At 35.7% G+C, this 11,819-nt stretch carries 12 protein-coding genes and 1 pseudogene; 11 read left to right on the top strand and 2 right to left on the bottom strand.

Annotation, left to right across the window (positions count from 1 at the left end; translation table 11 throughout):
- Positions 1–8 precede the first annotated feature (8 nt).
- Positions 9–713: a response regulator gene (locus tag O1450_RS11640; protein WP_269228544.1), complete on the top strand. Its 705-nt coding sequence runs from the start codon at positions 9–11 to the stop codon at positions 711–713.
- A 52-nt stretch (positions 714–765) separates the two neighbouring features.
- Here O1450_RS11640 and O1450_RS11635 read toward each other — a convergent pair whose 3' ends face one another.
- Positions 766–2,226 carry a coniferyl aldehyde dehydrogenase gene (locus tag O1450_RS11635; protein ID WP_269228543.1) on the bottom strand — a complete coding sequence of 487 codons (1,461 nt, stop codon included), beginning with the start codon at positions 2,224–2,226 and terminating at the stop codon, positions 766–768.
- A 128-nt stretch (positions 2,227–2,354) separates the two neighbouring features.
- On the opposite strand from O1450_RS11635, the gene O1450_RS11630 reads away from it, so the two are divergent.
- The 4 genes from O1450_RS11630 to O1450_RS11615 all read left to right on the top strand — a co-directional run bounded on the left by O1450_RS11630 (position 2,355) and on the right by O1450_RS11615 (position 6,732).
- The gene (locus O1450_RS11630; RefSeq protein WP_269228542.1) at positions 2,355–3,419 is read left to right on the top strand and encodes an AraC family transcriptional regulator; all 1,065 of its coding nucleotides are present in this window, start codon (positions 2,355–2,357) and stop codon (positions 3,417–3,419) included.
- Positions 3,420–3,530: 111 nt separating this feature from the next.
- Complete coding sequence (locus O1450_RS11625; RefSeq protein WP_269228541.1) at positions 3,531–4,094, top strand: phosphatase PAP2 family protein; 564 nt, start codon at positions 3,531–3,533, stop codon at positions 4,092–4,094.
- 132 nt (positions 4,095–4,226) lie between these two features.
- Positions 4,227–5,639: a glutamine synthetase family protein gene (locus tag O1450_RS11620; protein ID WP_269228540.1), complete on the top strand. Its 1,413-nt coding sequence runs from the start codon at positions 4,227–4,229 to the stop codon at positions 5,637–5,639.
- 289 nt (positions 5,640–5,928) lie between these two features.
- Positions 5,929–6,732 carry a metal-dependent hydrolase gene (locus tag O1450_RS11615; protein WP_269228539.1) on the top strand — a complete coding sequence of 268 codons (804 nt, stop codon included), beginning with the start codon at positions 5,929–5,931 and terminating at the stop codon, positions 6,730–6,732.
- 187 nt (positions 6,733–6,919) lie between these two features.
- On the opposite strand, the pseudogene O1450_RS11610 reads toward O1450_RS11615, so the two are convergent.
- A pseudogene (locus O1450_RS11610) lies at positions 6,920–7,756 on the bottom strand (Fic family protein); the annotation flags it as partial.
- A gap of 72 nt (positions 7,757–7,828) precedes the next feature.
- Between O1450_RS11610 and O1450_RS11605 the strand changes: the two are divergent.
- The 6 genes from O1450_RS11605 (at position 7,829) to O1450_RS11580 (ending at position 11,805) form a co-directional block, all read left to right on the top strand.
- Positions 7,829–8,988 (top strand): IS3 family transposase gene (locus O1450_RS11605; protein WP_269228538.1). Its coding sequence is split into 2 segments (ribosomal slippage): positions 7,829–8,063 and positions 8,063–8,988, totalling 1,161 coding nucleotides; the frame shifts between segments, so codons are not numbered across the junction.
- Between the two features lie 190 nt (positions 8,989–9,178).
- Positions 9,179–9,874 carry an IS1 family transposase gene (locus tag O1450_RS11600; RefSeq protein WP_269228537.1) on the top strand — a complete coding sequence of 232 codons (696 nt, stop codon included), beginning with the start codon at positions 9,179–9,181 and terminating at the stop codon, positions 9,872–9,874.
- Positions 9,875–9,981: 107 nt separating this feature from the next.
- The gene (locus O1450_RS11595) at positions 9,982–10,206 is read left to right on the top strand and encodes a hypothetical protein (RefSeq protein WP_269228536.1); all 225 of its coding nucleotides are present in this window, start codon (positions 9,982–9,984) and stop codon (positions 10,204–10,206) included.
- 2 nt (positions 10,207–10,208) lie between these two features.
- Positions 10,209–11,129, top strand: a complete 921-nt coding sequence (locus O1450_RS11590) for a hypothetical protein (RefSeq protein ID WP_269228535.1) — start codon at positions 10,209–10,211, stop codon at positions 11,127–11,129.
- 104 nt (positions 11,130–11,233) lie between these two features.
- Positions 11,234–11,368, top strand: a complete 135-nt coding sequence (locus O1450_RS11585; protein WP_269228534.1) for a hypothetical protein — start codon at positions 11,234–11,236, stop codon at positions 11,366–11,368.
- Positions 11,369–11,370: 2 nt separating this feature from the next.
- Entirely contained in the window at positions 11,371–11,805 is a 435-nt protein-coding gene (locus O1450_RS11580; protein WP_269228533.1) for a hypothetical protein, read from the top strand.
- Positions 11,806–11,819: the final 14 nt, after the last annotated feature.

Here is an 11,819-nt window from a genome sequence, read left to right as displayed (position 1 = left end):
TATTATTTATGTCGCAAACAACTCATCCGAATGCATCAATTTTAATTATTGATGATGAACCTCAAATTCGAAAATTTTTAGACATTGCTTTACGTGCGCAAGGTTATCAGGTGCATGTTGCTGAAAATGGTATGAAAGGCTTAGAAATTTTGGCAACACGAGGTGCGGATTTACTGATTTTAGATTTGGGTTTGCCAGATATGGAAGGGCAACAGGTGTTGACTGAGATGAGGCAATGGTCAGAAATTCCTGTGATTGTGTTATCTGCACGCCCTGATGAAAATCAAAAAATTAAATTGCTCGATGCAGGTGCAAACGACTATGTCACTAAACCGTTTAGCATTCAGGAATTATGTGCCCGTATTCGGGTAATGTTTCGCAATAAACCACAACAGTCTGAACAGAATATTGTATTTGATGATGGTCAATTATCTGTGGACGTGGCTGAACATGCGGTGACGTTCGCAAATGAAGAAATTGTTCTCACAAAAAAGGAATTTCAACTGTTAGCACTATTGATTCGTCATCAGGGGAAGATTGTTACGCAAAAGCAAATTATGACCGAGTTATGGGGCATTAGTCATGAAGAAGATACCCATTATCTTCGAATCTTGGTGAAAAAACTCCGCAGCAAAATTGGAGATTCTGCGGTCACTCCAAAATATATTTTTACCATTGCAGGCGTGGGGTTACGTTTTCAAGGACAATCCTAAATTGAAAATAAAAAGAGAGTTTGCAAAACTCTCTTTCTGACGAATAAACCATTTATTTTAAGTTTGGGTCGCCTTTTTTCAAGAAGAAACTCAAAGCAAGTTTTTGCACCCAAGTGCCATAAGGTGGATAGAATAATTGCGTTGGGAAGAAGCGATGACGAGCAAAAACTGTTTTCGCATGTGATAGCTCACGGAAGCCTTCCTCACCGTGATAAGTTCCCATACCTGAGTTACCAATACCACCAAATGGTGCATCATGGTTGACCACATGCCAACCCCAATCATTGATCGTGACACCACCTGAATGAGTTTGTTTTAAGATGTAGTCACGTTCGGTTGAATCATGGGTGAAACAATAGAGTGCTAAAGGTCGTTCACCTGCTTTGATATAGGCGATCGCGTCATCAAGGCTATCGTAAGCAACTACAGGCAATACTGGGCCAAACAGCTCTTCTTTGAGAATACGCATATCGGGGGTGCAATTCAGTACAATATGTACAGGCATACGACGCGCATCTTTGTCACGATTGTATTCGGCACAGGCAATAATTTGAGCACCTTTGGCTTTTGCATCGTCTAGGATTTCTAATAAACGTCTGAAATGGCGATCATTGACGATAGATGTATAGTTAGAATTATTGCAGATGTTACTGCCATACATCGCCGTAAAATTCTTTTTGCATTCTTCTGCAAACTGATTCACTTGCTCTTTCGGCACAAGCGCATAGTCAGGTGCAACGCAGATTTGCCCACAGTTGGTTGCCTTACCATGCAATATACGTTTAGCTGCATCGGCTAAGGGATAATTTCGACTGACAAGCGCAGGGGATTTACCGCCTAATTCTAATGTGACAGGTGTTAGGTTTTCTGCTGCTGCACGCATCACCACTCGACCAATCGCAGGTGAACCTGTAAATACAATATGGTTAAAAGGCAATGATGTGAATTGTGCAGGATCAAGAATTTCTTCACCGAAAATACAAACTTCATCTTCAGTAAAAACTTCAGCCAGCATACGTCTCAGCACTGCATTGGTGGCAGGCGTAATTTCGGGCAGTTTAATCATGACTCGATTGCCCGCAGCGATTGCAGCAACTAATGGACCCAACGCCAAATAAACAGGGAAATTCCAAGGCACAATCACGCCGACTACACCTTTCGGTTGATATTGGACAGCCAGACGGTTTGATAAAAACAGTAATTCAGTACTACGCTTACTCGGTCGCATCCATTTACGTAAATGTCGAATGGCATGTTCTGCTTCCAAAACTGAGCCTAATAAATCCAATAATTTTGATTCATCTAACGATCGAGAACTAAAGTCACTATTGATGGCAGCAGCGATAACATCTTGGTAACGAATAATTTGTTTTTTAAGTTTGAATAATTTTGTACGTCGAGCATCGAGATCAGGATAAGGGTTCGCATCAAAAGCAGCACGTTGTTGAGCGAATACCATGTGCATATGTTTGGTTGCTGAATCGCTAAATTCCTGCGAATGAGAAAGTGTCATTGTTGCTCCTTCCATGCTTATGGGTAGAAATAGACTTTATGATTGATTGAATTTTTAGTCGATGTTAAATTGAGACAACAAAAAGTAATTTAGTGCCATTATCTACTGATCGAATGGATAAAGTAAAAATGCCTAAACAGAATATTGAGCAAAATATTTATATTGAAGCTCGTTATGATCATACGCTATTCGGTCAAGGCACGCCTATACTTGGTTTAAGCAGTTTGTATGATGAAATGCAGAAACAAGGATATTCCATCGCTCAGATGTTGGACGGTACGGGTATTGCGCATGATGCGCTGACAAGTGCGACCACAACAATATCTCAATATCAAAAGTTGAAGCTATTTCAAAATATCCAATCTTTGTCTAAAGATCCATTGATCGGGCTTAGAGCAGGGCAAAAACAAAAATTATCAGATTTCGGGGTGTATGGTTATGCACTGTACTCCTCTCGTAACTTTCAACAAGCCGTCGAACTTGGCATTCGTCATATCAAATTAGCCAGTCCAGTATTACAAAAATCATTTTATATACAAAATGATGCTGCAATTTTTGAAGCTAAGGAAATTATTGCTTTAGGACATTTATTGCCATTAATTTGCGAGTTCTGGTTTAGTTCAATGCAGACCTTAATTCAGTGCGTACTTGAAGCGCCATTTCAAGCTAAAAGGTTATTACTGCCTTATCCTGCCCCTGAATATGCAGATGAATACCAAAAAGTGTTTGGTTGTGTTGTGGAATTCGATGCAGAGGTGATGCAATGGCATTTCGATTTAGCATGGTTAGATGCGCCTTGTCCAAATGCAAATCCGATTACTGCGGATATGTGCCAGTCTTTTTGTGAGCGGATGTTGGGAGATGAAAATGATGAAGAATCTGAACTGATCAAAACGATTCGTCTGATTTTCTTGGACAGTGTTGGGAATTTTCCAACTGCTCAACAGATGGCAGATCAATTACATTTATCTAAAAGAACTTTATATCGCCGTTTAGCCGATCTGAACGTGACTTACCAAGAGATTTTGGATAGCACGAGAACACGTCTTGCCGATGAATATCTAGCTGCGACAACACTGAGTATGGATGAAATTGCTGAAAGACTTGGTTTTTCAGATACTTCAAACTTTAGGAAAGCGTATTGTCACTGGACGGGAATTTCACCTAATCAATATCGTAAAAAGTTTGCTTAGTGAAATGCAAGAGCTAGGCATTATTTAAAATTAATTTTGATAGAGATTTAATCATTCTTTCATGATTCGCTTATATATTGCGGTGAGCGAATCTAAAAAGATAAATATGCAATGATATTTGAAAGCTTAAACATTTACTTGTTTGATTGCATAAACTCGTTTGCGACTCAGAATGCGATTGTGGATAGAGTTGCTATATTTACAGCACATGACTTAAATACAGTTTTTATATGTTTTCTTTTATTTTTATTGGTTTACCAATGGAAAATCTATAATTATTTATTCGCTAAAACACTTTTAATTGTACTGCTTTCTTTGATCCTGAGTGATTTAGCTGAAATTTTCTACCATCATCCTCGTCCGTTTGAAATAGGATTAGGTCATCAACTTATTGGGCATGGTCCAAGTTCATCATTTCCCAGTCAGCATACCTTAACCATTGCGATCATTGCTTTTTCATACTGGTTAGCAGGTTTTAAGAAGATTGGTATATTCGGTATTTTTGTCGGTATGGTCGTTGGTTTATCAAGGATTTATGTTGGGGTTCATTTTCCATTTGATATCATTGGATCTTTTATTATTGGTTTGATGTTGGTTGTATCTGTCAATTATATCGTGAAGGAATTGACTCTTAGAATTCGTAAAATTACATCAGTCAGTGCTTATGATGCTTAACAAAATGCTAAACGGTTATTTGAATTTTACGTTAAATTTATACTGAGCTTAGATAAGTTTATATTATCTTAACGTTACATATTTATAAGCATAAATTATTCTATTCATAACAATATGAACTTGGTTTAATTTATGAATGCTGTCTTTGTAGAGTTGAATCAGCTATTAAATTTGAATAATGCGATTAATCAATTAAATGAGCAAAAATCTGAAAATATTCTGCTTGATAAGGGATTATTTTTAGAGGAAGTAGATCATTATTTAGAAAAGTATCCAAATACACAACATATTGATATTTATTTGTATGATTTGAATGGACATCTACGAGGTAAAAGAATTGATGTCAAATGCTTAACACAATTGGTGAAAGCATGTTATTTACCCATTTCTATTTATGCGATGAGTCTAAATGGAAATGTGATAGAAGAAACAGGATTAGGTAAATTTATTGGTGAACCAGATCATTTGTGTCAGCCTATCCTAGGTTCATTGCAACCTTGTGCCATAGAGCCTGAAACTAATGCTCAATTGTTATTAACCATGAAGGATGATCGCCATCAAGAGTGTTTAATTGAACCTCGTAATATTTTAAAAAGAATACTCCAACAATTACATGAAAAAAATTATCACCCCTGTATTGCAGCAGAAATAGAATTTTATTTGCAGCCGTTGAGTGGGGAACAAGAAGTTCAAGAATTAATAACTCAATGTTTCGATATTCATCTCTCTGATACACATCAACAAATCTTAGATGAGATTGAAGCTATCGCTAAACTACAGAATATTATAATTACAGGAATTATTTCTGAAGCATCTTCAGGGCAATATGAGCTTAATCTACAACACACATGTGATCTTTTAAAGTTATGTGATCAGATTATGTTATTAAAACGAACCATTAAACAAATTGCACATAAACACGGATTTCGCGCAAATTTTCTAGCAAAGCCAGATTTGTTAAAAGCAGGCAGTGGCATGCATTTTCATATGAGTTTGCTTCATCAAGATCAAAACAATATTTTTAGTCCTCTGAAAGATGAGTTATCTCAAGATCTTTTAAAAGTCATCAGTGGTTTGTTATGGTCAATGCCAAGTTCGATGGCAATTTTAGCACCCAATTTAAACTCTTTTAGACGCTTTAAAAAAGGTCATCATGTTCCTTTAGAAGCGAGTTGGGGATTGAATAACCGTAATGTCGCTATTCGAATACCGTGCTCTGATCAAGAAAATCAAAGATTGGAATACCGTGTGGCTGGAGCAGATTGTAATCCTTATCTTACCATTGCCATGATTTTGATTGGCACACTTTATGGTTTAACACACCAGTTAGAAGTACCGAAACAAATCCATCAAGTTACGTTTAAATCTAAACATTATTTATTGCCAATTGAGCAAATGGAAGCTTTAAAATTATTTAAAAATAACAAGATACTTGCAGAATATTTAGGTAAAGAATTTATGGAATTATGGTGCACAGTAAAACAAGCAGAATACCAAAGCGTTCATAGTCAAATCACATCAATTGAAAAGTCTTGGGATATTTAGACATCTATTGTTTTATCTAGCCTTGATTTAGCAAATAACCGCTTTAAGGTCACAATATATCTTTATAGGACAAATTGAGAAAATACATGAAAAACAAATTGACAGCATGAATAGTAGATTATAATTTAATCACAGTTCCAATTTAGAACTAAGTAGAAATTTATATCTAAGCTTGTTCAAGAGATGATGTAGCTCTTGTCGGCTTGCTGTTGAATATATGATTTCTTGATGGTCTTATTAATGTAGTTAAAGCTGTTTGCGCTTTAGTTTTAGGGGAAGGAAAGCCATAATGTCACATAATACAATTACGGTGCGCCAAACGCAGTTTAAACCTGAGAAAATCAAAGCGCACTATACTGAATCTACGCTTATGTCACATTTTCTCACAGCACTATCTATGAGCTTTCCACAGGGAGAACGTTTTTTTGTAGAAACTGTTCGTAATGTGCGTGATCAAATTCATGATGAACAATTACAAAAAGATATTTCAGGTTTTATTGGTCAAGAGGCGCATCATGCCCGCGCGCATGAAGAGTTCAATCAATTGGTGCAAAGCAGTGAATATCATTTAAAAAAATTTGAAAAGGCTTATGAGCAGGAGATGATTCGCTTACGGACTTTGAGTCAACGCCGTCAATTGGCTGCAACGGTCGCACTTGAGCATTTTACGGCAATGATGGCTGGTTATATGCTTCAGTATCCAAATGTCATGTTTAAAGGTTTATCAGAAAACATGAAGAATCTATGGATTTGGCATGCTGTTGAAGAAATTGAGCATAAGCATGTAGCTTTTGATGTATATCAGCAAGTTTTTGCTAATCTAGCGCAGCGCCGTAGAAGTATGCGAACCATTACTGTCGGATTTATAACTAGCACTATTGTGATGACCAGTCATCTTGCCTGGCAAGACCGCAAAAATACCTTGTATTCCCCAGCACAACTTTTGAAAAATGCTCAAACGCTTTTAGGACTGACTCAAATGACGTGGCGTTTACTACCTGATTATTTAGCATTCTATAAAGCTAGTTTTCATCCGTCTGAGATAAACCAACAAGATTTACTCACCAAAGCGAAAGTGTTGTTAGCTAATTAAATATTCATTTTAAAATCAAATTATTATTAACTTATTCAAGGATACTATCGTTTATATCTCAATTATCTAAATGGTGCGCTCAGCGGGACTCGAAACGTTGATTTATATGGTTGAAAAATAATGAAAATATTTATGCGGTAAGTTGATTTTACCGCAAAATATACCGTAAAAAATAAAAGTACGATTTTTATAATTGAGTATTGATCTGATAGCGAGTATTGCGCCCACCACCTTCCAATTTGATTATACACTCTTTTTCGAGCAAGTCAGATAAGTGACGGGTAGCCGTTGCTTTACTGACTTTAGCAACCTTCTGATATTGTGAGGCGCTGATACCATGCTCAAAGCCATTTTCACCACCATCTAATAAGCGATTCAATACTTTGCGTTGTCCTTCATGAATATCTAAGTTTGAATATTTATGCCAAAACTGACTTTTAAACAATGTTCGATTAATTTGCTTTAATGTCGTTTCAAGGCTGTCATTTAAGGTGTCTAAAAACCAAATAAGCCAATTAGTGATATTGGAATCATTTTTTTGGGTTTGTTCTAATATTTCATAGTAACTTTTGCGTTTATTTAATATAACGGGGGATACTGCATACAAGCGAATACTCTGTTCATCCATTTGTGCCAAGGCAAGGTCTGTGAGGGTACGTGTAATACGACCGTTACCATCATCAAAAGGATGGAGTGTGATAAACCATAAGTGAGTAATACCTGCACGAAGTAAGGGGTCAAGCAAAGCGTCGGTTAGACTGTTATTAAACCAATTTATAAAGGTTTCTAAACGTTCTTCTAGTCCTTCTCTGGGAGGTGCTTCAAAATGAACTGTCGGATAATCTAATCGACCAGAGACAACCTGCATTGGTTCTGAACCTCTGAGTTGACCAATACGTAAACGTTGCATTGTCCAATCAGGATCATTAAAAAGCCATTGGTGCCATTGCATGAGACGTTTAACAGTAAGAGATTGGTTCACATTGTTAAGTGCATCTAGCATGATATTGGCTAAGCCTTCAGTGATCCTAGCCAAAATAATGGACAGCATGTCCCTCTAAAGATAACGTAACTTCAATCTTTGGAGATCCAAGAAATGGCTAAACGTTTTAGTCCGGAATTTAAACAGCAAGCAATTGATCATGCACTTTCAAACTCCCACGAGCCTATAGCTGCAATCGCCCATAAATTAGGTGTGGGTTATTCAACCTTAGATAAATGGATTCGTGAAGCCAATCCAGTAGGTTCAAGCAAACGTCAACTTTCTCCTGAACAACAGCGGATCTTGGAATTAGAAAAAGAAGTCAAACAGCTCAAGGAAGCCAATGACATCTTAAAAAAAGCGCATGTGTACTTTCTGACAGATCATGCCAAGAAAAGTACACGGTAATTCAAGATATGGATGTGAATGAAGTCACTGTATCTTCTGCCTGTAAATGCCTGGGTGTCAGCACTTCAGGCTATTATGCCTGGCGAAAACGCCAGGCCAATCTAGCGCAGAAATATAATGATTTAAAAGCCGTATATTGGCAGCATCATGCACGATTGGGTGCACCTTCATTAGTACATGACATGCATGATTTAAGTTACAGCATGAGCGAACGAACCGTTGGAAGAATGCTTAAAAAGCTTGGTTTACGTAGCAGGATTGCACGTAAATACAAGCATACGACTGATTCAAACCATCGTTTGCCTACAGCGCCTAACTTGTTGGATCGTCAATTTACAGTTACTCAGCCTAATAAAGTTTGGACAACGGATATTACCTATATCCGAACTAAAGAAGGCTGGCTGTATTTATGTGTGATGCTAGATCTATTCAGCCGTCGTATTGTGGGTTGGCAAACCAGCCATCGAATAGACCGCCAATTGGTGTGTGATGCGTTTAATTATGCAATGGCTCGTCAGGGTTATCCAACGGGTGTCATGGTGCATTCGGATCAAGGTAGTCAGTACTGTAGTCGTGATTTTAGGGCGCTATTATTGACGAATAACTGTATTCAAAGCATGTCTAGACGAGGAAACTGTTGGGACAATGCAGTGACCGAAAGCTTCTTCCATACCCTGAAGGGGCATGTAGTACATGGCAGTGTATTTTCTACGAGAAAAGAGGCAAATGCTATCTTGTTTGAGTATATTGAAGTTTACTACAATCGAATCAGAAGGCATTCTGCAAATGGCTGGTTAAGTCCAGAAGCCTTTGAACAGAAATATTTCAAGAATTTAGAGGGATCGGTTGTCCACGATACTGTCTAGGATCAACATAAGAATGTTGATTTGGATGATGCAACAGAAAGTTTGTTAAGACATAGTGGAACATTAATGACACTATCTTTTGCAGAGTGGGGACCTTATTTATCTAAGCCTAATGTTAAAGGTGGTGTTCTAAAAAGTATGCTCATAAGAAAAGGAGGCAACGAGGAACAATTCAGCTATATTTAAATGTGTGAAAATCGAAATAGAACTTCATTGTCCTCGATGCCAGAGTACAAGTATAAAGAAGAATGGCATTAAACACGATGGTAAGCAAAACTATCGTTGTAAAGAATGTAATAGGCAGTTTGTGGGTGACCATAATTTGACGTATTTAGGCTGTCATTCAAAAGCGGTCAAATTGATTTTGCTTATGCTTGTGCGATGTTGTGGCATTCGGGATATTGCAAAGATTACGAGGTTTAGTATTGGCAAGATACTTAAAACGCTTACACAATCAAATCATGAAATAATTCCTCAAAGAACTCATTATAAATGCTTGGAAGTTGATGAATTTTGGACATTTGTAGGCAACAAGAAAGATAAGCATTGGCTACAGTACGTCTATGATAGAAGTAGCGGAGAAATAGTGGCTTTTGTATGGGGAGGAAGAGATGCTCATACAGCACAAAGGCTAAAAAACCGTTTAGAAGAACTGGGTATTACTTATGATTGTATATCGAGTGATCATTGGGAAAGTTTCATCAAAATTTTTAAGCCGGACCAAGAAGGGAAATATTATACAGTCGGGATAGAAGGAAACAACTGCCGATTAAGACACCGCATAAGGCGAGCAGTAAGAAGAACATGCTGTTTTTCGAAGAAGGTATTGAATCATGTAAAAGCTTTTAATCTTGGATTCTTTTACATTAACCACGGTTTTGTATAGTGATGTTAAAATGATCAGCATACATTTTGAAACACCACCATGTTAAAATTGATAGGTTTGTCATATATCTACCACAATCATCTATTCCAATAGACTATGAGTTTAATATGTGGAATGGTGGAAAACATCGAATTCCTATTAAGCTTAGACTTGATAAAATAGGCAAAGGGCGATTAACAGGTTTAGGAGTTGGACTTGGTAAAAAAATGGAGGACGTGAGTCAAATATGGCGTATGGATTATCATAAGGGTCATGAAAGTAGGAATCCTGTTAAGGATGCAAATTATTTTTATGATTTACCATATCATTACCATATTAGAAGAGCACCTTGATAATGAATAATGATCAACTTTGGTTGCTAAAATTATTAACTCTTTCTGAAGAGAAAATATTTTTAACTATTAATTCATTTGAAGATAGAAAATTATTTTTTTTAATGAATGATAGTGAGGATGATGGAACTTTACATGCTGAGGCTGCATTGGCTTATCTTTTTAATAAGGTTTTTAAAGATGAGGTATGTTCAATAATTCAGGAGTTATTATGGTTATTTAAGGAGGGTAGGATATCAACTTATTATGAGGGTTTTAAATATTTACTTGTTGTGAATAAAGAGAGTAATTTTTTTTGGGATGTTGTAAGGAGATATGCAAATATTATTTTGACATCTGAAAGAAACATTGTGGTTGAATGCAATTATTCGATTTTTGAAGATTTGTTGAGAAAATATAATATTGATTTTGAATACAGAGATATAGAGGAGTATTATTTTTTAGCAATTTTTTCATTACTTAGAAAAGATGTTTTAGGAAAAGGAGCTAGTAGATTTTATATTCAGGAGTTAAAATCAATAATCAATAATCAATTTTTTATTGGCTTGCATGAGATTTTTGATGGTGGTCTTGTACTTCCATGTGTAACTTTTCTAAAAGCTAAAGAAATCTTAGAGAATTATAAAATAGCCAATATTAAATTTATACCAATTTTTTTACTAAATAATCTAAATAATATTAGTATTTTTTGGGAAGAAAATGCGTATGCTGTCTTTGAAATCTCTTCTGATTTTTTATATATTAGGAAATTGTCAAATAATTTAGAGGATTTTATTAATGAGATCTTAAAATATTCTGTGGAACAGTTTTCATTAAATGAAAATCTTGTAGAAATTAATGAATTAAATGAAATATTTTATTATGATAATTTTTTATTTAAGATAAAGTCAGAAATAGATTTTAAGCCTATCTCTTGGTATTAATCAATGAAAATAGATAAATCACTGGAAGCCAAAAGGTTCCTGTAAAATTTGAATTTGGAGGTCCTAAAGATGCAGAAGGTCAATTATTTGGCATAGGTGTATCTATGGGGAAAGATCGTCAGCTTTTTAGAATGGATTATCATAGTTGGAATGTTGGGGCGACTGGGGTTAAAAATGAGGAAATCCATATTTTTAAAGATGATCCTTTTCATTATCATGTTATGAAATGGGGTAATTAATTATGTTTAAAACAAGTATTGATATAGTATGGGATTTACTTTCTGTTTTTACTTTTTCTCCTGAAAGACAGGAGAAAGTAATTACAGCATGGTTTGTTGACCATAAAAAATATTATAAAATAACTAAAGAAATTTCAGAAGTTTCAGTATTTTTAGATGCTTTTATAAATTATAAAGCTACTTGGATGAACGAATTCTTTGATGTTGACGAGGTCGAAATATTATTTGGTCAAATGATGGATATATATAACACTATGGATAAAAATTATACAACAGCATGTTTGTATAGTAAGAAATGGAAAGAAATGTGTTATTTTGGAAAAAAAGCCTTAGAAGTAGTAGGATTGGAAGCTAATGAAGATGTTTGTTATATTGATTATGGGCGTCTTGTTGAATTAGTAGTGAACGAAAATTATGAGATTATAGCAGTAAATTAATACTTGATTGGTTT

It is taken from the genome of Acinetobacter sp. TR11 (assembly GCF_027105035.1).
GTDB lineage: Bacteria > Pseudomonadota > Gammaproteobacteria > Pseudomonadales > Moraxellaceae > Acinetobacter.
Note: the sequence above shows the minus strand (reverse complement) of the source record. Positions and strands in the feature narration are given on the sequence as shown.

Coding starts and splice junctions, on each gene's coding strand:
- O1450_RS11640 (WP_269228544.1), top strand. CDS start 9: ATGTCGCAAACAACTCATCCGAATGCATCAATTTTAATTATTGATGAT.
- O1450_RS11635 (WP_269228543.1), bottom strand. CDS start 2,226: ATGACACTTTCTCATTCGCAGGAATTTAGCGATTCAGCAACCAAACAT.
- O1450_RS11630 (WP_269228542.1), top strand. CDS start 2,355: ATGCCTAAACAGAATATTGAGCAAAATATTTATATTGAAGCTCGTTAT.
- O1450_RS11625 (WP_269228541.1), top strand. CDS start 3,531: ATGATATTTGAAAGCTTAAACATTTACTTGTTTGATTGCATAAACTCG.
- O1450_RS11620 (WP_269228540.1), top strand. CDS start 4,227: ATGAATGCTGTCTTTGTAGAGTTGAATCAGCTATTAAATTTGAATAAT.
- O1450_RS11615 (WP_269228539.1), top strand. CDS start 5,929: ATGTCACATAATACAATTACGGTGCGCCAAACGCAGTTTAAACCTGAG.
- O1450_RS11595 (WP_269228536.1), top strand. CDS start 9,982: ATGTGGAATGGTGGAAAACATCGAATTCCTATTAAGCTTAGACTTGAT.
- O1450_RS11590 (WP_269228535.1), top strand. CDS start 10,209: ATGAATAATGATCAACTTTGGTTGCTAAAATTATTAACTCTTTCTGAA.
- O1450_RS11585 (WP_269228534.1), top strand. CDS start 11,234: ATGGGGAAAGATCGTCAGCTTTTTAGAATGGATTATCATAGTTGGAAT.
- O1450_RS11580 (WP_269228533.1), top strand. CDS start 11,371: ATGTTTAAAACAAGTATTGATATAGTATGGGATTTACTTTCTGTTTTT.